The organism is Pseudomonas sp. FG13, from assembly GCF_057809755.1.
In genome coordinates this window covers 1-22,724 of sequence record NZ_JBMDKO010000005.1, presented here as the reverse complement: position 1 = coordinate 22,724, position 22,724 = coordinate 1, and the positions used below count along the sequence as shown (strand labels likewise).

Sequence of the window (22,724 nt, the reverse complement as noted above, 5' to 3'; positions counted from 1 at the left end):
GCGAGCCTGCTCGCGATGGCGTCTGTCAGGGCGCCGCTTACTTGTCCTGGAACTCCGCCGGCCGCTTGGCCACGAAGGCCGCCATGCCTTCTTTCTGATCCTGGGTCGCGAACGCCGCATGGAATACCCGTCGCTCGAAACGCACGCCTTCGGACAGGCTCACTTCAAACGCACGGTTGACGCTTTCCTTGACCATCATGCTGATCGGCACCGACTTGGACGCGATCAGCGCGGCAGTTTTCAGGGCGTCGTCCAGCAGTTCGTCGGCCGGTACGATCCGCGCCACGATGCCGCAACGTTCCGCTTCCACCGCATCGATGAAACGCCCGGTCAGGCACATTTCCATGGCCTTGGCCTTGCCCACCGCGCGGGTCAGGCGCTGGGTGCCGCCCATGCCCGGCAGCACACCGAGGTTGATTTCCGGCTGGCCGAACTTGGCGTTGTCGCCGGCCAGGATGAAGTCGCACATCAGCGCCAGCTCACAGCCGCCCCCCAAGGCGAAGCCGTTCACCGCCGCGATAATCGGCTTGCGGCGGTTGGCCACGCGGTCGCTGTCGCTGAACAGGTCGTCGAGGTAGATCTGCGGATAGGTCAGCTCGGCCATTTCCTTGATGTCGGCCCCGGCGGCGAAGGCCTTCTTCGAGCCGGTCAGCACGATGCAGCCGATCTTCGGGTCCGCTTCCAGGCTGTCCAGCGCGTGGTTCAACTCACTGACGATCTGCGCGTTCAAGGCGTTCAGCGCCTGGGGACGGTTGAGGGTGATCAGGCCGACGCGGTCCTTGATTTCCAACAAAATCGTTTCGTAGCTCATGCAGGACTCCTGTTCAAAGATTGCGCGAAATGACCATGCGCTGAATGTCGCTGGTGCCTTCGTAGATCTGGCAGACCCGTACATCGCGGTAGATGCGTTCCAGCGGGAAGTCGTTGAGATAACCGTATCCGCCCAGGGTTTGCAACGCCATAGAGCAGACTTTTTCGGCCATTTCCGAGGCGAACAACTTGGCCATGGAAGCCTCTACCAGTGCAGGCTGACCGTTATCCCGCAGCGCGGCGGCGTAATGCACCATCTGCCGCGCCACGGCGATCTGGGTCGCCATGTCCGCCAGGCGGAACGCCACGGCCTGGTGCTCGATGATCGGCTTGCCGAAACTCTGGCGTTCGCGGGCATAGTCCCGGGCCGCTTCGAATGCCGCTCGTGCCATGCCGACCGACTGCGCCGCGATGCCGACCCGCCCGCCCTCCAGGTTCGCCAGGGCGATTCTGTAGCCTTCACCCTCCTCCCCCAGGCGATTGGCGACCGGCACCTTCACATCCTCGAACAGGATCTGGCAGGTGTCGGAGGCGTGTTGGCCGAGCTTGTCCTCGACCCGTGCCACGCTGTAGCCCGGTGAATCGGTGGGCACGATGAACGCGCTGATGCCCCGTTTGCCTGCACTCGGATCGGTCACCGCGAACACGATCACCACCCCGGCGTTCTGCCCGGAGGTGATGAACTGTTTGCTACCGTTGAGCACGTAATGATCGCCGTCCAGTCGTGCCCGGGTCTTGAGGCTGCTGGCGTCCGAGCCGGCCTGGGGCTCGGTCAGGGCAAAGGCGCCGAGCATCGCGCCGCTGGCCAGGGGCGCGAGAAACCGGGCCTTCTGCTCATCGCTGCCGAACTTGAGGATCGGCACGCAACCCACCGAATTGTGCACGCTCATGATGGTCGAGCACGCCCCGTCTCCAGCGGCGATTTCTTCCAGGGCCATGGCGTAAGTCAGGTAGCCGGTGTCGCAACCGCCCCACTGTTCCGGCACGAGCATGCCGAAGAAGCCCAGTTCGGCCATCTCGGCGATAGCTTCTCTGGGAAAGCGGTGCTCGCGGTCCCACTCGGCGGCGAACGGTTTCAAGCGTTCCTGGGCGAACTGCCGGGCCACGTCGCTGATTTGTGTCTGTTCTTCAGTCGGGAGCATGGTGATTCCTTAATACAGGCATTCAACGGCCATGGCCGTGGCTTCGCCGCCGCCGATGCAAATCGCCGCAACGCCGCGCTTTAGGCCCTTCTGGCGCAGGGCCGAGAGCAGCGTCACCAGGATCCGTGCCCCCGAGGCACCAATCGGGTGGCCCAACGCACAGGCACCGCCGTGGATATTGACCTTGTCGTGGGGAATTTCCAGCTTGGCCATGGTCACCAGCCCTACCACGGCAAACGCTTCGTTGACTTCGAACAGATCGACTTCATCCAGCGACCAGCCGGTCTTTTGCATCAGCTTCTTCACCGCGCCAATCGGTGCGGTGGGGAACAGGCTCGGGGTGTCGGCAAACGCCGCGTGGCCGTGAATCACCGCCAGGGGCTTCAAGCCGCGCTGTGCCGCCTGGCTCTGGCGCATCAGCACCAGGGCAGCAGCACCGTCGGAAATCGAGCTGGCGTTGGCCGCCGTCACCGTGCCGCCCTCGCGGAATGCCGGCTTGAGGGACGCGATCTTGTCGATTCGCGCCTTGGGCGGCTGCTCGTCGTGGCTCACCGTGACCTGTTCCTTACCGACCATGACCTGTAGCGGCACGATTTCGGCGTCGAAACTGCCATCCTTGATCGCCTGCTGGGCGCGGGTGGTGGACGCAATGGCGAAGGCGTCCTGGGCTTCACGGCTGAAACCGTTGGCTTCGGCACAATCCTCGGCGAAGGTGCCCATCAGGCGGCCCTTGTCGTAGGCGTCTTCCAGGCCGTCGAGGAACATGTGGTCCAGGACCTTGCCGTGGCCCATACGCAAGCCGCTGCGGGCACGGTCGAGCAGATACGGGGCGTTGGACATGCTTTCCATGCCGCCGGCCACCACCACCTCGGCACTGCCGGCCACGAGCATGTCATGGGCGAGCATGGTCGCTTCCATGCCCGAGCCGCACATCTTGTTCAGGGTGGTGCAACGGGTCGATTTGTCGAGCCCGGCACCCAACGCCGCCTGCCGCGCCGGAGCCTGGCCCTGGCCGGCGGCGAGCACGCAGCCGAACAGCACTTCTTCGACGGAGCCCGGGGTGATACCGGCGCGCTCCACGGCGGCCTTGATCGCGGCCGCGCCCAGTTGCGGGGCGCTGAGGCTCTTGAGTTCGCCTTGGAAACCGCCCATTGGCGTGCGGACGGCGCTGACGATGACAATCGGATCGTGGGTCATGACAAATTCTCCTTACTTCGCTGCCATGCGCAAGGCACCGTCGAGACGGATCACCTCGCCGTTGAGCATGCTGTTTTCAATGATATGCCTGACAAGCGCCGCATACTCGGCGGGTTTGCCCAGGCGCGGCGGAAACGGCACGCCGGCGGCCAGGGATTCACGGACTTCCGGGGTCATGCCGGCCATCATCGGCGTTTCGAAAATTCCCGGGGCGATGGTCATCACGCGGATGCCGAAACGCGCCAGTTCCCGGGCGGCCGGCAGGGTCAGGCTGGCAATGGCGCCCTTGGATGCCGCATAGGCCGCCTGGCCGATCTGACCGTCGAAGGCAGCCACCGACGCGGTGTTGATGATCACGCCGCGCTCGCCGTCGGCATCGGCCTCGGTTTCGGCAATGGCCGCAGCGGCCAGGCGCAGCAGGTTGAAGCTGCCGATCAGGTTGACGTTGATCACCTGGCTGAAGCTGGCGAGCCCGTGGGGGCCGTTCTTGCCGAGGATCTTTTCGCCACGCACGATGCCGGCGCAGTTCACCAGGCCGTTCAGGCCGCCAAATGCCTCGACAGTGGCCTTGACCGCCGCTTCGGCCGCCGCCTCGTTGCTGATATCCGCTACTACGCTCCGGCAGCCGAGCTTCTGCGCCTGGGCGGCCACGGCCTCGGCATTGAGGTCTACCAGCATCACCTTGGCGCCGGCCTTGACCAACAGCTCGCCGGTGGCCGCACCGAGGCCGGACGCACCGCCGCTGACGAGGAAAATTTTATTGTCGATCTGCATCATGGTTTCCTTGGGTTCAAGCTGAAACGTTCTGCGCCGCCGCTTCTTGGGCTTTGGCAATTTCCTGGTTGCGCAAGATAAAGCGCTGCAGCTTGCCGCTCGGGGTTTTCGGCAAGTCGCTGACAAATTCGATTTCACGGGGATACGCATGGGCGGCCAGGCGCTTGCGCACGTGTTGGCGCAACTCTTCGGCCAGTTCTGGCGCGGCACGGTACTGGGCACTGAGCACGACGAAGGCCTTCACCAGCTCGGTACGCTCCGGGTCGGGTTTGCCAATCACCGCGGCTTCGACCACCGCCGGGTGTTCGATCAAGGCGCTTTCCACGTCGAAGGGACCGACGCGGTAGCCCGAGGTGGTGATCACGTCGTCACTGCGACCGACGAAACTGATGCTGCCGTCCGGGTTCAGCTCGACGGTATCGCCGCTCAGGTAATAATTGCCGACGAACGCCTTGGTAGGCCCGCCCTCATAACCGGCGAACCAGCACATCGGCGACTGGCTACGGTCGACGGCGAGAATGCCCGGCTGGCCGACGCCCAGCTCCTGGTGACGGTCATCCAGCACCACGATCCGGTGGCCCGGCGAGGCAAAGCCGGCCGCTCCCAGGTGCACCGGATGTTCAAGCCCGTGGTGATTGCACAGCACCATGCCCAGTTCGGTCTGGCCGTAATGGTCGTGGATCACCACATCCAGGTTATCGGCGAACCAGCGGATCACCTCCGGGTTCAGCGGCTCGCCGGCGCTGCTGACGATGCGCAGCCGACCCTTGATCGACCGGGCGAACTGCTCGCCTCCGGCAATCAGCAGGCGATAGGCGGTGGGTGAGCCCGTGAGGTTGGTGATGCCGTATTTGTTGATGACCCGGCACGTGCTTTCCAGGGTGAAGGGACCATCGTAGAAAGTGATGGGATGGCCCATCGCTAACGGGCCGGTCACGCCAAAATAGATACCGTAGGCCCAGCCCGGATCGGCAACGTTCCAGAAAGCATCTTCGGGACGCAAGTCCACGGCGTCACGGGTGTAGCTCTGGAAGGCAACGATGGCCTTGAGCGGCACGGACAACGCCTTGGCCGGCCCGGTGGTGCCGGACGTGAACATAAGTAGGAATGGGTCTTCACCGGTGAGCATGACCGGCTCGCACTGGTTGGAGTGGTTCGCCACCTCAGCCCAGAAACTGTAGTCGCCCCGCACGATCCCCCGGCCTTGTTCGCCGCCGACGGTGACGACGGTGGGACAACCGGTCACTTCGTTGAGCTTGGGCCGGTTGACGCTGTCGGTAACGACGATGCGAGCCCCGGAGCTGCCGAGACGGTGCTCGATGGCCTTGGGTCCGAATGCGGTGAACAATGGCTGATACACGGCCCCGATGCGCCAGGTGGCGAGCACCACGATCAGCAGTTCCGCGGTACGCGGCAGCAGGCCGGCTACCTTGTCGCCCTTGCCCACGCCCTGGGCCAGCAGGAAATTGGCGAAGCGTGCAGCGTTGTCCTGCAGGTCACGGTAGGTCCAGGTCGCATCGCTGCCGTCACGGCCCTCCCAGAACAACGCGATGCGACCCGGCAACGCGTGCCGGTCGCAGCATTCGACGCAGGCGTTCAACGCCTCGAGCGAACCGTGGAGTGCGGCATCGACAGTGTGCAGGTAATCGAACTGCGACGTGGCGGACGAGTAATCGCGCATGACTAGAATCCCTCTGTACTTTTTATTGGTTGGGGGAACCGTGGACAGAGGAATACTCGCGCCGAAGGGCTTGGGCGGCAATGGTCAAAGCTATCAAGTTGGCTGACTGGTTTGGCCATGGTTTGGGGGTGGGTTGCCGGTCATGGCCCTATCGCGAGCAGGCTCGCTCCCACAGGAGATCTGTGCTCACCGCGAAACCCTTGTGGGAGCGAGCCTGCTCGCGATAGCAGTCTCCCAGTCGCTACAAAGGCTGCTTCCACGCAAATGAATACACCTTCCCCGGTGCCGGAGGCTGGCACCGCTGGTTATCCGCATCGGCCCCCACCAGGAACCACTCGGCCCTGGAGGTCTCGCCGACGCTGTGGGCCTTTTGCGGGTCGTAGCAGCGCGCCAGGTCCCGCGCAGGCACCAGCGCATAGGCCTGCGGGTGGCTACGAAGCCACAGCGCGGATTGCTCCAGGGATTGATCGCTATAGAAACCGAAGTGCACGATGGGTTGTCGGGCGAACAACCAGTGCCCTTCACGCCAGCCCACCAGCACCAGTTCGGCGTTGTTGCTCAATCGCGCGACGTCAGCCATGAGGGTTTCGTGGGGGTTGACGCCCTCCTTGTGGGGCTCGACGAAGCCGCGGACAAACCAGGCACACAGCCACACAACAGTCAGGACAACGAACACCGTCCTGCCCCGCGGGCGCCGGCTGAACCAGCGGCGCAACATCCACGGAACCAGCGGCGCCACCAGCAGGATCAACCCTGGCAATGCCGGAAAAATATACAGCTTGCGCTTGCCGCTGCTCAGGCTGAAGAACAGCAGCACCAGCAGCACCCACCCGAGCAGCACCAGCACCCGCCCATCGTGCTTGAGCAATTGCCTGCGCCAGGCCGGCACCAGCCAGGGCAGCATGAAGAAAATCGGCAACCAGTACTTCGGTATCACCTCGACGAAGAAGTACCAGAAGGGTTCGCGATGTTCCCACGCGTTGGCATAGCGACCCGCCGTTTGCTTGAACAGGATTTCCTGGGCATAGGCCAGGCTGTCGGCACTGCCCTGCGCCACGATCAACAACAGCGGGCCCAGCCATACCGCAATGGCCGCCAACGCCACCAGCAGCCCCAGCCACCAGGCAGCGGCTTTTCCGGGCATCGGCGTCACGCCTTTCCAGCCTTTACGCACCGCGTAGGCATAAGGGATCAGCACCAACACCGGCAGAAAGCCGACCCCTTTGCTGATGATGCCAAACCCCATCGCCGCACAGGCGATGTAATACCAGCGCCAATCCGGCCCGAGCAACAGGTGCCGGCACAGGCCATAGAGACCCAGGATGGTCCAGAGCGCGAGAAAACCATCGATCTGTCCAGTGCGCAGAATACTGTAGGTCTGGTAGGTCGCCAGGAACAGCAGCGCCGCAATCACTCCGATGCGCCGCCCCCATAGGCGCCGGCCCAGGTCATACAGGCAGGCCGTGGTCACGCTGCCGGCCAACAGCGCGGGCAAGTACAGGGCAACTTTTGGCAGGTGGGTCAGTTGCACGAACAGCGCCACCGCCCACATGAACAGGGGCGGCTTGTCGGCGTAGATTTCCCCGGCCCGATGGGGAATAAACCACGAGCCGTTCTGCAGCATTTCCAGGGCTACGCCGAGGAAACGTTCTTCATCGACATTCAGCGGTTGCCGCCACCCGAGCCCGGCACCCACCATGACCAACGCCAATAGCGCAAAACCCAGCCGTTCCCATCGTGGGGAAGATAATCGTATCCGCACCGTTTCAGCCCCTTTTGTCCAGCTCAAGGCCTTTGTGCTCGTGCTGCCTGGCGATCAACTGCAAGTTGCGCAGATACACGATGAAGCCGAAGGACTGGCCGAGGATGAAGACCGGGTCTTCGCGATAAATGGCGTATGCCAGCAGTAACGCACTGCCGACAATACTCAGGTACCAGAATCCCACCGGAATCATGCTGCGCTTCTTGTATTCACTGTAAAGCCATTGCAGGGCAAAGCGCCCGGTGAAGACCAACTGGCCCATGAATCCCACGGCCAACCACATCGATTCCCTGCCCATGTCAGGCCTCGCTTTCTTGCGCGTTAACGTCCAGACGGGTGCGTTTGATCAACCACCACACTCCCAACAAATCGACGATGCCCACCAGGGCCCGGTCCAGGTTCCCGTAGTTGGACACCCCTGCCCCGCGTTCACGGTGATTGACCGGCTGAACCAGCATCCGGCCGTTATGACGACGGATCAGGGCAGGAATGAATCGGTGCATGTGATCGAAGTACGGCAGGCGCAAAAAGGCCTCGCGCTCGATCAATTTGATGCCGCATCCGGTATCCGGGGTCTGGTCTTTCAGCAGACTGGCACGCAGCTTGTTGGCAAACCGCGAGGCCCAGCGCTTGCTCGCCGTGTCGCGACGGTTCACCCGATGCCCCGCCACCAGCTTGACGCCTGCGGGCTTGCCTTCCGAACCGCGCACCAGGTCGAGCATTTTCGGCAGATCGGCCGGGTCGTTCTGGCCATCGCCATCCAGGGTCGCCAACCAGTGCCCGCGAGCCACCACGGCGGCATGGTGGATGGAGGTGCTCTGTCCCAGGGAGCGGGCATGGCTGAGCACTCGCAGCTGAGGGTAGCCCTGGCCTTGCAGCGTGCGCAGTTCGGCCGCAGTGGCGTCGGTGCTGCCATCGTCCACTACGATGACTTCAAAGGCCTCGTTGACCAGCGCTGCGCGCACCTCCTCCAGCAACGGAATGAGATTGCCTGCTTCGTTCTTCGCCGGGATCAAGACGGATACATAAGGGGTTTCGTGCATGGTTTTCCTATGGAGATTCGAAATGCGCGGTTAAACGCGGTAATAGTCGCGGTACCAATCGACAAACGACCGCACACCGCTGGACAGCGAAGTCAGCGGGCGAAACCCCACCCGATCTTCCAGGTCACGGGTGTCCGCCCACGTGTTGAGCACATCGCCTGACTGCAACGGCAAGAAGTTCTTGATGGCGCGGATGCCCGTCGCCTCTTCGATGCATTCGACAAAATGCAGGAGCTTCACCGGCGAACCGCGTCCGATGTTGTAGACCTTGTTCGGTGCGCCGCTTTCGTCGGTAGGCGGGCGTGGCAGCAATCGCACGAGGCCTTCGACGATGTCGTCGATGTAGGTGAAATCCCGAGACATCGCACCATCGTTGTACACATCGATGGCGCGGCCATTCAGGATGGCGTCAGTGAACTTGAACAGCGCCATGTCGGGTCGGCCCCAAGGCCCATACACGGTAAAAAAGCGTAGGCCGGTCGTGGGAATGCCGTAGAGATGGGAATAGGAATGCGCCATCAACTCATTGGCACGCTTGGTCGCGGCGTAGAACGACATGGGTCGATCGACCGGGTCGGTCGTGGCATACGGCAGGTGATCGTTCAATCCATACACCGAACTACTCGAGGCATAGATCAAGTGCGTCGGCTCATGGGCACGGCAGGCTTCGAGGATGTTGAGAAAGCCCACCAGATTGCTTTGCGCATAGGTATCCGGACTGTCGATGGAATAACGTACGCCGGCCTGGGCAGCCAGGTGAATGACCTGCTCAAAACGCTGTTCGGCAAACAGATCCAGCAGTGCTTGCTTGTCGGCCACATCGAGCCAGCGGAACTGAAAGTTGGAACAGGCCTCCAGTTGCGCAAGCCGGGCCCGTTTCAACTCGATGCTGTAATAGCCATTGAGGTTATCGATACCAATGACCTGATGGCCGTCGGCGCATAAGCGTTTGACGGTATGAAAGCCGATGAAGCCAGCGGCGCCGGTGACCAGGATTCTCATGCGCCGGACTCCTGCCCAACCAGGAGGCAGGAGAACGCCTTGAAACTGACATACCTGCTACTCAAAACAGTCACTTGCATACTTCACTCTGTTTGATGGCCCGATTTTTCGGAACTTGCAGAGCTTTTATCAAACTTAAATGACGGTTTTGTGATCGAAACATGACTTGCTGGAAGCGCGAATGCGCGAACGTGAAAACCATCAGGGTCGCCAGCCTGTTGATAGGACTAAAAAGGCATGTGCCTAGCAGAATAAAATGTAATACAGATGAAAAATTACCTGTAAGCATTCTGCCACTAGCCATGTAAGAGTCAGGCTCGAATGTGAAAACTTCCTAATTAAGTGAAGTTTTTTTTAATCAGCTTTTTTTCACACTTCTTTCAAAAAAAACCGCCTAACCTCAATAAATACGGGCTAACTCGTCTCGAGTGCCTCCTGCCCAAGCAACGCTGAAACACTTCCTACGGTGCTTTCCTTACGAGGTAACTCCTTGATACGGCCTTATTTTTAGCGTCTACGCTATCGTTGGATCCAATCTCTCGTTTTCAACGCTTACTTACTCTTCAGATCCTTGGGGTACCCATGAGTCAATCGTTCCTTCCCTTCTCCCGCCCCAGCATTGGCGATGAAGAGATTGCCGCTGTAAATGAGGTACTGCGCTCCGGCTGGATCACCACGGGCCCGAAAAACCAGCAACTTGAAGAGCAGTTCGCCGCCTATGTCGGCTGCCGGCACGCCGTTGCACTTTCTTCGGCCACCGGCGGTATGCATATCGCGTTACTTGCATTAGGCATTGGCCCTGGCGATGAAGTCATTACGCCGTCCCAGACCTGGGTGTCGACGGCCAACATGATCTGCCTGCTAGGCGCCACACCGGTGTTCGTCGACGTGGACCGCGACACGCTCATGAGTGATCTGTCGAGCATCGAAGCGGCCATTACCTCGCGTACCCGGGCGATCATCCCGGTGCACTATGCCGGCGCCGCGTTCGACCTCGACCCTCTCCATGGGTTGGCGGAAAAACACGGCATCGCCGTTATCGAAGACGCCGCGCACGCGGCTGGCACCCTTTACCAAGGGCGTCACGTCGGCGCCAAGGGCACGGCCATTTTCTCATTCCATGCGATCAAGAACATGACCTGTGCCGAAGGCGCCATGTTCGTCACGGACGATGAAGCACTCGCCGCCCGGGTGCGCATGCTCAAGTTCCACGGCCTCGGCGTCGACGCCTACGACCGCCTCACCCATGGTCGCAAGCCTCAAGCGCAAGTGATGGAACCAGGCTTCAAATACAACCTGGCCGACATCAACGCCGCCATCGCTCTCGTGCAATTGGAGCGCCTGGACGACATCAACGCCAAGCGCACCGACTTGGCCAAGGCGTACCTGCAACGACTGGAAGGTTCAAAGGTGCAGCCATTGGCGATTCCGGCGTATGCGCAGCAGCACGCCTGGCACCTGTTCGTCCTGCGCATCGATGCCGAGCGCTGCGGCCTGGACCGCGAAGCGTTCATGAAAGCCCTGCAGGCGCAGAACATCGGCACGGGCATCCATTTCATCGGAACGCACCTGCACACCTACTACCGCCAGCGCTTCCCCGACGTCCATCTACCCAATACCGAATGGAACTCGGCACGCCTGTGCTCGATTCCGCTGTTTCCCGACATGACCGGCGATGACGTGAATCGCGTCGTCGACACCATTGAAAACGTCTTGGACGCACACCTGTGAAACCTTACCCGATCAATTGCGTGTCGATTGTCATACCGGTCTACAACGAAGAAGAGAGCCTGCCCGAGTTGCTTCGACGTACCGAAGCGGCGTGCCGGCAACTGCACCACAAATACGAAATCGTGCTGGTCGACGATGGCAGTCGGGACGAGTCGGCGCAGATACTGGAAGAAGCCGCGACGCTGCGGGGCAGCCCGATCGTCGCGGTGATCCTGAACCGCAATTATGGTCAGCACGCCGCGATCATGGCCGGTTTCGAACACTGCCAGGGCGACGTCATCATCACCCTCGACGCTGACCTGCAAAACCCGCCCGAAGAGATTCCGCGCCTGGTGGCCCAGGCCGAACTGGGCTATGACGTGGTCGCCACGGTACGCAATAACCGCCAGGACTCGGCCTTGCGGCGCTGGCCGTCGAAGCTGATCAACCTGGCGGTGCAACGCTCCACCGGCGTTGCCATGAGCGACTACGGCTGCATGCTGCGCGCCTATCGGCGGTCCATCGTCGACGCCATGCTCGCGTGCCGCGAACGCAGCACCTTCATCCCGATCCTCGCCAACAGCTTTGCCCGGCACACCACGGAGATCCTGGTGAGCCACGCCGAGCGCGAGCACGGGGAATCGAAGTACAGCGCCATGCGCCTGGTCAACCTGATGTTCGACCTGATCACCTGCATGACCACCACACCTCTGCGGCTGCTGAGCATCGTTGGTTTCGCCATGGCCGGCCTGGGGGTGCTGTTCGCCATGGCCTTGATCGTGCTGCGGCTGGTTTTCGGCGCTGGCTGGGCCGGTGGCGGGACGTTCGTGCTGTTCGCCGTGCTGTTCGTGTTCACCGGTGGGCAATTCATTGGCATGGGTTTGCTGGGCGAATACCTGGGGCGGATGTACAGCGACGTGCGTGCGCGCCCGCGGTTCTTCGTCGAAAAGGTCCTGCGTGGACAACCCGCCACGCCGGCCCCCGTTATCACCGTTGACGGCCTAACCTCCACTTCTTCAGATCAGGTTCTCTCATGAGCAAAAAAGCCGTAGTTTTCGCCTATCACGATATTGGCTGTGTCGGCATCGAAACCCTGCTCAATTCCGGCTTCGACATTGTCGCGGTGTTTACCCACGCCGATGACCCCAAGGAGAACACCTTCTACGGCTCCGTCGCCCAATTGTGTGCACGCAAGAGCATCCCGGTTCATGCTCCCGAAGACGTCAATCATCCGCTGTGGATCGAGCGCATCGGCAAGCTGGATCCCGATTACCTGTTCTCGTTCTACTACCGTCATTTGTTGAGCGAACCGCTGCTCGCCATTGCCCCTAAAGGCGCGTTCAACCTGCACGGTTCCCTGTTGCCACGTTATCGCGGGCGGGCGCCGGCCAACTGGGTACTGGTCAACGGTGAAACCGAAACCGGCGTGACCTTGCACCGCATGGTCAAACGCGCGGATGCCGGTGCGATCCTGGCCCAGCAAAAAGTTGCCATCGAGCGCAGCGACACCGCGTTGAGCTTGCACGGCAAATTACGCCAGGCGGCCAGCGACCTGCTGCGCGACACGCTGCCCAGCCTGCTTGCCGGTGAAGCCAGCGAAAGGGAGCAGGACGAATCCAGGGCCACGGTGTTCGGTCGGCGCACGGCAGCTGACGGCAAGCTGGTCTGGCAACGCCCGGCCGAGGAACTGTTCAATCTGGTCCGGGCCGTGACCCAACCCTATCCCGGAGCGTTTTGTGCCGTCGGTGAACACAAGCTGATCGTCTGGAGCGCGGAAGTCGTCGAGGGCAACGAAGGCCAGGATCCGGGGCGCGTCATCAGCGTCGATCCACTGCGCATTGCGTGTGGCGTTGATTCCCTGGTGATCACCTCGGGCCAACGCAACGAAAACGGCCTGTACCTGGGCGGGCCACAACTGGCCAACGAATTGGGACTGGTTGACGGCTCGGTGCTACGCGGCACGGAGTCTCGCCGGGGCCCACGACGCACACGGGTGTTGATTCTGGGCGTCAACGGCTTCATCGGCAATCACCTGTCGGAACGACTGCTGCGCGACGACAAATACGACGTCTATGGCCTCGACATCGGCTCCGATGCCATCGAACGCCTGCGCAGTCATCCGCGTTTCCATTTTGTCGAAGGCGACATCAGCATCCATTCCGAATGGATCGAATACCACATCAAGAAATGCGACGTCATCCTGCCGCTTGTAGCCATCGCCACACCCATCGAGTACACCCGCAATCCGCTGCGGGTGTTCGAGCTGGATTTTGAAGAGAACCTGAAACTGGTTCGCTACTGCGTCAAGTACAACAAGCGGGTGATCTTCCCCTCGACGTCCGAAGTCTATGGCATGTGCCAGGACAACAACTTCGACGAAGATACCTCCAACCTCGTTGTCGGCCCGATCAATAAGCAGCGCTGGATCTACTCGATTTCCAAGCAACTGCTCGACCGGGTGATCTGGGCCTACGGCCAGAAAGGCCTGAAGTTCACCTTGTTCCGCCCCTTCAATTGGATGGGCCCGCGCCTGGATCGATTGGATTCGGCACGCATCGGCAGTTCCCGGGCGATTACCCAACTGATCCTCAATCTGGTGGAAGGTACGCCGATCCGCCTGTTCGATGGCGGTGAACAGAAGCGTTGCTTCACCGACATCGCCGACGGTGTCGAAGCACTGGCGCGGATCATCGACAACGAGAATGACGCCTGCAACGGGCAGATCATCAACATCGGCAACCCGGACAACGAAGCCAGCATTCGCCAATTGGGCGAGGAGCTGCTGCGACAGTTCGAGGCGCACCCGTTGCGCGACAACTTTCCGCCTTTCGCCGGGTTCCGCGATGTCGAAAGCAAGGCCTTCTACGGCACCGGTTACCAGGACGTCTCACACCGCAAACCAAGCATCGCCAATGCCAAGCGCCTGCTGGACTGGACGCCAACCGTGCAGATGAGTGAAACCATCGGCAACACGCTGGACTTCTTCCTGCGCGAAGCCATGCTCGAAATCGCGGACAAGCGTTGATGCAGGCGGGTCTTCGAATCGATGTCGACACCTACCGAGGCACGCGCGATGGCGTGCCGCAGTTACTGGAGATTCTCCAGGAAGCACAGGTCAAGGCGACGTTTTTCTTCAGCGTCGGGCCGGACAACATGGGCCGTCATCTGTGGCGCCTGCTGCGGCCGCAGTTCCTTTGGAAAATGCTGCGCTCCAACGCCGCGGGACTCTACGGCTGGGACATCCTCCTGGCCGGCACCGCCTGGCCCGGCAAGCCTATCGGCCGCGACCTCGGGCACCTGATGCGTCAGGCCCGGGCGGCTGGCCATGAAGTCGGCTTGCACGCCTGGGACCACCATGGCTGGCAGGCCAACGCCGGACGATGGGAACACGCGCGGCTGATCGAGCAGATTCGCCGAGGGGTAGACAGCCTCAGCGATATCCTCGGTGAGCCCGTTACGTGCTCGGCGGCGGCCGGTTGGCGCGCGGATGAGCGTGTGATCGAGGCCAAGCAGGCGTTTGGCTTTCGCTACAACAGCGACTGTCGGGGGCAGAGCCTGTTCCGGCCCGCGCTGGCCGGTGGAAGCCTGGGCACGCCGCAGATCCCCGTTGATCTGCCGACCTTCGACGAGGTGGTCGGCCCAAGCGTCATGGCCAAGGACTACAACGCTTTCATCCTTGAGCGCTTTGCCGCCGGAAAACTCAACGTCTACACGATCCATGCCGAAGTCGAAGGGATACTGATGGCCAACCATTTCCGTCAATTGCTGGCGCAGGCGCGCCAACGAAGCATCCGCTTTCAGCCCCTGGGCGATCTGCTGCCCACCGCCGTTGACGGCTTGCCTGCTGGTCGTGTGAAGCGCGGCACGCTCGAAGGTCGTGAAGGCTGGCTGGGAGTGCAAGGCGCATGAGCAAGCCTTGGGCACTACCCCTGCTGCTGGCGACCTGCCTGTTGGCATACCTGCTGCCGCTGGGCAGTCATGGGCTGTGGATTCCCGACGAAACCCGCTACGCCCAGATCAGCCAGGGCATGCTGCTGAGCGGCGACTGGGTCTCACCCCAGTTCATGAGCCTGCGCTACTTCGAAAAACCAGCGGCCGGCTATTGGATGATCGCCGTCGGCCAGGCACTGTTCGGTGAGAATCTGTTCGGTGTGCGCATTGCCTCGGCCATCAGCATCGGGCTCAGCGTGATGCTGTGCTACCTGCTTGCCCGCCGGCTCTGGAACGACCCTCGCAAGAGTTTCGTCTGCGCGCTGTTGTACATGAGCCTGACCGTGGTCGCTGGCGCCGCGGGCTATGCCAACCTCGATCCGCAGTTCACCTTCTGGGTCAATCTGAGCCTGGCGGCGTTGTGGTTTGCCCTGGACAGCGGTGCCCGCAGCCAACGCTTGATCGGCTGGACGATGCTGGGGCTGGCATGCGGCATGGGCTTCTTGACCAAGGGTTTTCTCGCCTGGTTGTTGCCGGTGCTGATCGCCCTGCCCTGGATGGCCTGGCAAAGACGCTGGCGTGAATTGCTGGTCTTCGGGCCGCTGGCGATTGCCGTGGCCATTGTTGTCAGCCTGCCCTGGGCCTTGGCGGTGCACATCGAGGAACCGGATTACTGGCGGTTCTTCTTCTGGCACGAGCATATCCGGCGCTTTGCCGGGGACGATGCCCAGCATGACGCCCCCTGGTGGTTCTATCTGCCCCTGCTGGTGGCGTTCAGCCTGCCATGGGTGGCCCTGTTGCCCGCTGCGTTGCGGCAAGCGTGGCAGGCACGGCGCCAGGCGAATATCGCGTTCCTGTTGTTGTGGCTGTTGATGCCGTTGCTGTTTTTCAGCCTTAGCAAAGGCAAGTTGCCGAGCTACATCCTGCCGTGCCTGTTGCCGTTGGCGCTGCTCCTGGGCCATGCCCTGGCGGACCGCCTGGAGCGCAAGCAGTGCCGCGCCCTTGCCATCAACGGCTGGCTCAACCTGGCGCTGGGCCTGCTGATGCTAGTTGCCCTGGTCTACCTGCAACTGAAAAAACCGCTGTACGACCACGAACCGCAACACCTGGCATTGCTCTCCCTCGGCCTGAGCGGCTGGATCGTGACCAACCTGTTACAAGCCCTTCAACCGTTGCGCTGCTGGGCTGCCCCGGCCTTCGGCAGCCTGCTGCTGATCGGGTTGCTACCGGCCGCGATGCCCGCGTCCGTGGTCACCAACAAGATGCCCGATCAGTTCATCCTCGAACATCTCGATGCCCTCAGCCATGCCGACAAGTTGCTGAGCAACGATCTTGGCGCCGCGTCCGCCCTCGCCTGGCGCCTGAAGCGTAAGGAAGTGGCGTTGTACAACACCATTGGCGAGCTGAAATATGGCCTTGCCTACCCTGACGGCCTACACCAACGGGTCGACCCGCCACAGGTCGAGCAATGGATGCGTGACGCCCGTCGAAGCGGTTCGGTCGGCGTAGTCATGCGGGTCAAGGGAGAGGAAGAACTTCAGGAAATCGAACGGTTGCCCAAGGATGGGAAACGTTATGAACGGGGCAACCTGGTCATCCTGATTTTCCCCCAGGACGCATCATGAGCTTGTTGCTGCTATTGGCTGCCTGCGTACTGACGTGCCTGGGACAGATTGCCCAGAAGTACGCCGTCGAGAGCTGGCGTGGCCGATCATCGGGCTGGGGCGAGAAACTGTGCTCGCCGTGGCTGTGGCTGGCGCTTGCGGCGCTGGGGGCCGGGCTGCTGGTGTGGTTGCTGGTATTGCAGCGCCTCGAAGTGGGCATCGCCTACCCGATGTTGAGCCTGAATTTCGTATTGATCACCCTTGTGGCCCGATTTGTATTCCATGAGCCCGTCGACCGTCGTCATTGGCTGGGCGTCGCCCTGGTGATCGTCGGCGTGATGTTGCTGGGGCAGCACGCATGAATCTTCGTCGCGGTGTCATCTTTGCGCTGGGCAGCGTGTTGCTGGTCAGCATCGCGCAATTGGCTTTGCGCTGGAGCATGAGTCGTCTTCCGCTCCCCGGGCAATGGCTCACCGGCAGCCTCGATCCAGCGGCGCTGGCCGTGGTCGTGGGCGCCATTTTTGCCTACGCCTTGTCGATGCTCTGTTGGCTGGTTGCGCTGCGAGACCTGCCGTTGGGCCGCGCCTATTCGCTGCTGAGCATCAGCTATGCGCTGGTGTACCTGCTTGCCGCCACGCTGCCGCTCTTCAATGAAGGCTTCAGCCTCTCGAAAAGCCTCGGCGTGACCCTGGTCATCCTCGGCGTCCTCACCATCAACTCTCGCCCCGCTCAAGCATCCGCACCCAGGAAGGTCGTATGAAAATCAGTGTATTCGGTAGCGGCTATGTCGGTCTGGTCCAGGCAGCCGTCCTGGCAGAGGTCGGTCATGATGTCGTCTGCATGGACATCGACTGCGAAAAGGTGTCCGCCCTCAATCAGGGGCACGTCAGCATCTTTGAACCTGGCCTGGCTGGGTTGGTGAAGGACAACCTGGATAACGGAAGGCTGCGTTTTACCTGCGAGGAACAGCCGGCCGTGGAGCATGGCAAGGTCCTGTTCATTGCCGTAGGCACGCCTTCGCACCCGGACGGTTCGGCAGACCTGAGCAGTGTCTTCGCAGTGGGTGAAGCCATCGCCCGGCACCGTAGCGAGCCCGTCATCGTCGTTGAAAAATCCACGGTCCCCGTGGGCACGGGGGATGCACTGCGTGATCGGATGAACGAGGCCCTGCGACGCCACAGCCGGATACTGGATTTCGATGTCGTCTCCAACCCGGAGTTTCTCAAGGAAGGCTCGGCCGTCGCCGATTGCAGGCGTCCTGACCGGATCGTCATCGGGTGCGAGCGGGATGATGTCCGTGACGTGATGCGTGAACTCTATGGGCCGTTCAATCGCAACCATGAACGCATCATGTTCATGGACCTGCGCAGCGCCGAGCTGACCAAGTACGCGGCCAACTGCATGCTTGCCACCAAGATCAGCTTCATCAACCAGATCGCCGAGCTGGCCGAGCACCTGGGCGCCGACGTCGAATCGGTACGCCTGGGCATCGGTGCCGACTCGCGCATCGGCTATGATTTCATCTACCCCGGCTGCGGCTATGGCGGCTCCTGCTTTCCCAAGGACATGCGCGCATTGATCCACAGCGCCCAGCAGGCCCAATGCTCCAATGACCTGTTGCAGGCGGTGGAAGCGATCAACCAGCGACAGAAGCAAAAACTGTTCGAACGAATCAATGCGTTCTACGAAGGTGACCTGCAAGGCCGGATGTTCGCGGTGTGGGGCCTGGCTTTCAAGCCCAACACCGATGACATGCGGGACGCGCCCAGCCGGGTACTCATGGAGGCACTGTGGGAAGCCGGCGCTCATGTACGGGCATTTGACCCGGAGGCCATGCGCCAGACCCAGTCGTTGTATCAGGATCATCTCAATCTCAGCCTGATGGGCACACCGGAAGCGACCCTCAGCGGTGCCGATGCACTGATCATCTGCACCGAGTGGCAACAGTTCAAGGCCCCGGATTTCGACCTGATCCAGAAACGGCTCAAGGCCCCGGTGATCTTCGATGGCCGCAATCTGTACGACGCAGAGCGCCTGGCGCAGCGGGGGTTCCAGTACTTTCCGATAGGCCGTGGCGATTCGTGCAAGTTGCCGATCTCGCATCAAACAAAGTGGGAGCCCCGTATCGCGCGCTGAAAGCTGAAAGCCGGGGCCAGATGAATCAGCGGGGGTCGTTGAGAATCAAGCTGCGATAATGCCCCGGATTGGACCCGGACCACTTGCGGAACGCCTTGTAGAACGAACTGGCATCGGCGAAGCCCAGGCGCGAAGCGATGTCGACGAAACTGATGGAGGGTTCGGCGAGCCAGGTGATCGCCAGCTCCTTGCGCACGCTGTCCTTGAGTCCCTGATAGGTCTGCCCTTCTTCCGCCAGGCGCCGGCGCAGGGTCGACGCCGACACACACAACTGCTGGGCCAGGGCTTCGGTTTCCGGCCATTGCTCGGCCGGCAACTGGCGCAGGTCGTGCCGGATCCGGCTGGCAAGGCTCTGCGGGTCGCGGTATTTGACCAGGATATTGGCCGGTGCCCGGGCCAGGAAACGCTTGAGTTCTTCGACACTGCGGCGGATAGGCAGGTCCAGGTACTCGGCGGCGAAGATCATCCGGGTACGGGGGCGGTCGAAGCGCAGGTTCTGGGAAAACATCACCCGGTAGTCGTCGCAGAAGTCCGGCGCCGGGCAGCGCAGCTCGACGGACAGAATGGGAATGCGCCGTCCAGCCAGCCAGCAGGCCACGCCATGGACGATCATCCAATAGGTGAAGTAGGTAAAGGCCCGACGTGGCTCCTGATCGTCTTCCAGCAAGACGATTTCCGCCAGGCTCTGCTGGCGGACCCACTGGGCCGGCAACTGCTCAAGCATCAACGACAGGAACCCCAGCCCCGCCGTCAGGCCGGCCGCCAGGGTTGGCTGCGCCATGGCGCACTGGCACAAGAACGCCAGGCTGCCGGACTTGAGCTTGCGCGGGTCCATGCCGAAGAACTCATCGTCCAGGCGCCTTGCGAGCAAACGCCAGAGCCGCGCATAGGCAGCGGCCGGCACCCGCGCCTGAGGGTTTTCGAGCCACGCGGGAGCAATGCCGACCTTGCTCAGCACTTCATCGGTGGCAGGGCCTGGGGCGCAGCTTTGCAGCAGCGCCTCACGCACCAGCTGGATGGAGATGGTGTCCTTTTCGGCCATGGCGCCGGTGTTCACAGGATCCGGTAAAGCAGCCGCTCGATCCGCACCCGGCTGACCCGTTTCAGGAACTTGGCCACCGCCGCCGGGTAGTCCGGCAACGCTTCCAGGTCCAGGTAGCGTTCGATTCGGCGGGTGTGCCGGTAGATCTGCTCGAGCTCGGCCTGACGAGGTTCCAGCAGCTCACCCTTGGGGTCGTCCAGCAACAAGGCGTTTTCCAGGTCCAGGCGAAAGGCCCGCGGATTCAGGTTGTTACCGGTCAGCAGCGTGTAGCGCTCGTCGACCCACATGCCCTTGAGGTGATAGCTGTTGTCGCCGTCACGCCACAGGTGCAGGTTCAACTGACCGCTGTCGATGTAGCGCTGATGCCGCTTGGCGAAGCGACGCAGGCTGATTTCATACAGGTAAGGCAGCGCGGCGATGATCTTGAACGGCTCGCTCGGCGGGATGAAGAAGTCGTTGGCGGTCTTGTCGCCAACGATGATATCGATCTTGACCCCACGGGCCAGGGCGCGGTTGAGCTCCCGGGTCACCGCCAGGGGCAGGTTGAAGTAAGGCGTACAAATGGTCAGTTGCTGGCGGCTGCTGGCGATCAGTTCGCCGATGACCCGACTCAACGGATTGTTCTTGCCAACGCCCAGCAACGGGCTTACCGACAGACCACTCTTGTCGAGGCTACCGGCCGTGGTGTCATAGGCCGCGTACTTGAGTCGACTGCGCAGGTCGCCAATGTCCTTGCGCAAACTGCGGGTGCTGGGCAGGTTCGGCAGGTCCAGGCGATGCACCGCCTTGGAGGTGATCAGGCCGTGCTGCACCAGGTGATGCATCGAATCGGCCAGCGCCGTGTTCTGCAGCAGGTGATAGCGGTCGTAGCGGTACTTGTCGAACTTTTGCAGGTAGACGTTGTTCAGGCTCGCGCCGCTGTAGAGCACGCAATCGTCGATCACGAAACCTTTCAAATGCAGCACCCCGAACAGTTCACGGGTCTGCACCGGCACACCGTAGATCGGCACTTCGCTGGCATGGATGCGCGTCTGCTCCTGGTACCACGCCGAGTTGCCCGGCTGCTTCTTGGCGCCGATCAACCCGCGTTGGGCCCGCAACCAGTCCACCACCACGACCACGTCCAGTTCCGGACGCGCCGCTTTGGCGGCATGCAAGGCATCGAGGATTTCCTGGCCGGCTTCGTCCTGTTGCAGATACAGGGCGACGATGTAGATGCGCTGGGTGGCCTGGGCGATTTTCTCCAGCAGGCAACGGCGGAACTCGGCTGCGCCATCGAGGATGGTCACGGCATCGGCGGTCAGTGCAAAGCTGCGCAGCTTGGGCAGCAGGGAGCGTTTGAAAAGCGACGGCATAGGGCTCGCAAAAGGTCGATTCCGAAGAGCCGCTGAGCTTACACCATGGCGGATGGGTTTGGGACTCTGAGGGAGCACAGCTTGCTCGCGATCACGATGGCGGAGCCCCATCGCCAGCAAGCCATGCTTCAAAAAGGGCAACCACAGAAAAAAACATTTGACCAAGAAGAACGATCGTTCCACTGTATTCGCCATGAACGAAATCATCAGTAACGACACACGAGACATCATCCTCGATGTCGCCGAAAAGTTGATCTATAAAAGTGGCATTGCCGCCACCGGCATGGATCTTCTGGTGAAAACCGCCGGCGTCTCCAGGAAAAGCATCTACCGCTATTTTGCCAACAAGGACGAGCTGATCCTGGCCGCCCTCGCGCGAAGGGACGAGCGCTGGATGCACTGGTTCAGCACCGAGGTCGACAAGGCCCCTACCCCGGCTGCACGGTTGTACAACCTGTTCACCGTGCTCAAGGGCTGGTTTGACAGCGACGGCTTCAGAGGCTGCGCGTTCATCAATACCAGCGGTGAAACCGGAGACCCACAGGACCCGGTTCGCCAATTGGCGAAGTTGCACAAGCAGAAGTTGCTCGATTACGTCACCCGGTTGTGCGTTGAACAAGGCGCCGAAAATCCCGAAGCCCTGGCCCGACAACTGCTGATTCTGATCGATGGGGCCATTACTGTCGCACTGGTCATGGGCGATCACAGTGCCGCCGATCACGCCCAGGACATGTTGAGAGTGTTGTTGGTTGAAAAAAAGTAGACAGCCTGCCTCATCGAAAGTCATGAAACTTGATTCATCACTCGCTGGAGAATTGCCATGTCTTCCCCTGCTGAAGTTCGTCCGCCGTTGCCGCCCTTCACCCGTGAATCGGCCATCGAGAAAGTTCGCCTGGCCGAGGACGGCTGGAACTCTCGTGACCCACAGCGAGTGTCCCTGGCCTACACCCTGGACACCCAATGGCGCAACCGCGCCGAATTCGTCCATAACCGTGAAGAAGCGAAAGCCTTCCTGACCCGAAAATGGGCCAAGGAACTGGATTATCGGCTGATCAAGGAACTCTGGGCATTCACCGACAACCGCATCGCCGTGCGTTATGCCTACGAATGGCACGACGATTCGGGCAACTGGTTCCGCTCCTATGGGAATGAGAACTGGGAGTTCGATGAACAAGGCCTGATGTGCAACCGCTACGCCTGCATCAACGACCTGCCGATCCAGGAAAGCGAACGCAAATACCACTGGCCCCTGGGCCGCCGACCGGATGATCACCCCGGGTTGTCCGAACTGGGGTTGTAGACACAACACCTGCCAATACCTTGGCCCAATGTGGGAGCGAGCCTGCTCGCGATAGCGGTGGGTCTGCTTGCTCCGGTGTTGAAGGTGCCGCCGTCATCGCGAGCAGGCTCGCTCCCACAGAGAACCTGCGGTGAGATTCGAAACTTGCTGGCACCTTGGCCCATTGTGGGAGCGAACCTGCTCGCGATAGCGGTGGGTCTGCCCGCTCCAGTGTTGAAGGTGCCACCGTCATCGCG

General features: G+C 61.5%; 21 protein-coding genes. 10 read left to right on the top strand and 11 right to left on the bottom strand.

Features of this window, described 5'->3' with window-relative positions; translation table 11 throughout:
- Positions 1–37: 37 nt before the first annotated feature.
- From ACODTO_RS06600 to ACODTO_RS06560, 9 genes are all read right to left on the bottom strand, one after another.
- On the bottom strand, positions 38–811 hold the full coding sequence (locus ACODTO_RS06600) for an enoyl-CoA hydratase (protein WP_024777310.1): 774 nt from the start codon (positions 809–811) through the stop codon (positions 38–40).
- Between the two features lie 13 nt (positions 812–824).
- On the bottom strand, positions 825–1,952 hold the full coding sequence (locus ACODTO_RS06595; RefSeq protein WP_489106113.1) for an acyl-CoA dehydrogenase: 1,128 nt from the start codon (positions 1,950–1,952) through the stop codon (positions 825–827).
- Between the two features lie 9 nt (positions 1,953–1,961).
- Entirely contained in the window at positions 1,962–3,149 is a 1,188-nt protein-coding gene (locus ACODTO_RS06590) for an acetyl-CoA C-acyltransferase (RefSeq protein ID WP_139643048.1), read from the bottom strand.
- 12 nt (positions 3,150–3,161) lie between these two features.
- Positions 3,162–3,923: an SDR family NAD(P)-dependent oxidoreductase gene (locus ACODTO_RS06585; RefSeq protein ID WP_139643051.1), complete on the bottom strand. Its 762-nt coding sequence runs from the start codon at positions 3,921–3,923 to the stop codon at positions 3,162–3,164.
- A 16-nt stretch (positions 3,924–3,939) separates the two neighbouring features.
- Positions 3,940–5,604 (bottom strand): AMP-binding protein, encoded by a 1,665-nt coding sequence (locus ACODTO_RS06580; RefSeq protein ID WP_139643054.1) that lies wholly within the window; start codon positions 5,602–5,604, stop codon positions 3,940–3,942.
- A gap of 241 nt (positions 5,605–5,845) precedes the next feature.
- Positions 5,846–7,303: an ArnT family glycosyltransferase gene (locus ACODTO_RS06575; protein WP_489106167.1), complete on the bottom strand. Its 1,458-nt coding sequence runs from the start codon at positions 7,301–7,303 to the stop codon at positions 5,846–5,848.
- A 67-nt stretch (positions 7,304–7,370) separates the two neighbouring features.
- On the bottom strand, positions 7,371–7,664 hold the full coding sequence (locus ACODTO_RS06570) for a lipid-A-disaccharide synthase N-terminal domain-containing protein (protein ID WP_041023770.1): 294 nt from the start codon (positions 7,662–7,664) through the stop codon (positions 7,371–7,373).
- Between the two features lies 1 nt (position 7,665).
- On the bottom strand, positions 7,666–8,409 hold the full coding sequence (locus tag ACODTO_RS06565; RefSeq protein WP_024777317.1) for a glycosyltransferase family 2 protein: 744 nt from the start codon (positions 8,407–8,409) through the stop codon (positions 7,666–7,668).
- A gap of 30 nt (positions 8,410–8,439) precedes the next feature.
- Entirely contained in the window at positions 8,440–9,411 is a 972-nt protein-coding gene (locus ACODTO_RS06560; protein ID WP_139643062.1) for an NAD-dependent epimerase, read from the bottom strand.
- A 582-nt stretch (positions 9,412–9,993) separates the two neighbouring features.
- Between ACODTO_RS06560 and arnB the strand changes: the two genes are divergently transcribed.
- The 8 genes from arnB to ACODTO_RS06520 are packed head-to-tail and all read left to right on the top strand — an operon-like array spanning position 9,994 to position 18,791.
- A complete protein-coding gene (gene arnB / locus ACODTO_RS06555; RefSeq protein WP_139643064.1) occupies positions 9,994–11,142 on the top strand; it encodes a UDP-4-amino-4-deoxy-L-arabinose aminotransferase in 1,149 nt (382 codons plus the stop codon).
- Complete coding sequence (gene arnC / locus ACODTO_RS06550; protein ID WP_139643069.1) at positions 11,139–12,158, top strand: undecaprenyl-phosphate 4-deoxy-4-formamido-L-arabinose transferase; 1,020 nt, start codon at positions 11,139–11,141, stop codon at positions 12,156–12,158. The genes arnB and arnC overlap by 4 nt, the downstream gene beginning before the upstream one ends.
- Positions 12,155–14,146: a bifunctional UDP-4-amino-4-deoxy-L-arabinose formyltransferase/UDP-glucuronic acid oxidase ArnA gene (gene arnA / locus ACODTO_RS06545; protein WP_175385001.1), complete on the top strand. Its 1,992-nt coding sequence runs from the start codon at positions 12,155–12,157 to the stop codon at positions 14,144–14,146. Before arnC ends, arnA begins: the two co-directional genes overlap by 4 nt.
- The gene (gene arnD / locus ACODTO_RS06540; protein ID WP_175362710.1) at positions 14,146–15,030 is read left to right on the top strand and encodes a 4-deoxy-4-formamido-L-arabinose-phosphoundecaprenol deformylase; all 885 of its coding nucleotides are present in this window, start codon (positions 14,146–14,148) and stop codon (positions 15,028–15,030) included. Before arnA ends, arnD begins: the two co-directional genes overlap by 1 nt.
- The gene (gene arnT / locus ACODTO_RS06535; protein ID WP_175384999.1) at positions 15,027–16,676 is read left to right on the top strand and encodes a lipid IV(A) 4-amino-4-deoxy-L-arabinosyltransferase; all 1,650 of its coding nucleotides are present in this window, start codon (positions 15,027–15,029) and stop codon (positions 16,674–16,676) included. The genes arnD and arnT overlap by 4 nt, the downstream gene beginning before the upstream one ends.
- Positions 16,673–17,017, top strand: coding sequence for a 4-amino-4-deoxy-L-arabinose-phosphoundecaprenol flippase subunit ArnE (gene arnE, locus ACODTO_RS06530; RefSeq protein ID WP_139643081.1), 345 nt, complete (start codon positions 16,673–16,675; stop codon positions 17,015–17,017). The genes arnT and arnE overlap by 4 nt, the downstream gene beginning before the upstream one ends.
- Positions 17,014–17,415, top strand: a complete 402-nt coding sequence (arnF, locus tag ACODTO_RS06525; RefSeq protein WP_489106112.1) for a 4-amino-4-deoxy-L-arabinose-phosphoundecaprenol flippase subunit ArnF — start codon at positions 17,014–17,016, stop codon at positions 17,413–17,415. Before arnE ends, arnF begins: the two co-directional genes overlap by 4 nt.
- Complete coding sequence (locus ACODTO_RS06520) at positions 17,412–18,791, top strand: UDP-glucose dehydrogenase family protein (RefSeq protein ID WP_489106111.1); 1,380 nt, start codon at positions 17,412–17,414, stop codon at positions 18,789–18,791. The genes arnF and ACODTO_RS06520 overlap by 4 nt, the downstream gene beginning before the upstream one ends.
- 25 nt (positions 18,792–18,816) lie before the next feature.
- Here the strand turns inward: ACODTO_RS06520 and ACODTO_RS06515 are convergent, their stop codons facing one another.
- Entirely contained in the window at positions 18,817–19,833 is a 1,017-nt protein-coding gene (locus tag ACODTO_RS06515) for an AraC family transcriptional regulator (protein WP_139643090.1), read from the bottom strand.
- Positions 19,834–19,844: 11 nt separating this feature from the next.
- Positions 19,845–21,188: a CDP-diacylglycerol--serine O-phosphatidyltransferase gene (pssA, locus tag ACODTO_RS06510; protein WP_464709004.1), complete on the bottom strand. Its 1,344-nt coding sequence runs from the start codon at positions 21,186–21,188 to the stop codon at positions 19,845–19,847.
- A gap of 193 nt (positions 21,189–21,381) precedes the next feature.
- Here pssA and ACODTO_RS06505 point away from each other — a divergent pair, with 193 nt between their 5' ends.
- Both ACODTO_RS06505 and ACODTO_RS06500 read left to right on the top strand, forming a co-directional pair.
- The gene (locus tag ACODTO_RS06505) at positions 21,382–21,951 is read left to right on the top strand and encodes a TetR/AcrR family transcriptional regulator (RefSeq protein ID WP_139643663.1); all 570 of its coding nucleotides are present in this window, start codon (positions 21,382–21,384) and stop codon (positions 21,949–21,951) included.
- A gap of 57 nt (positions 21,952–22,008) precedes the next feature.
- Entirely contained in the window at positions 22,009–22,488 is a 480-nt protein-coding gene (locus tag ACODTO_RS06500) for a nuclear transport factor 2 family protein (RefSeq protein ID WP_139643096.1), read from the top strand.
- Positions 22,489–22,724 lie beyond the last annotated feature (236 nt).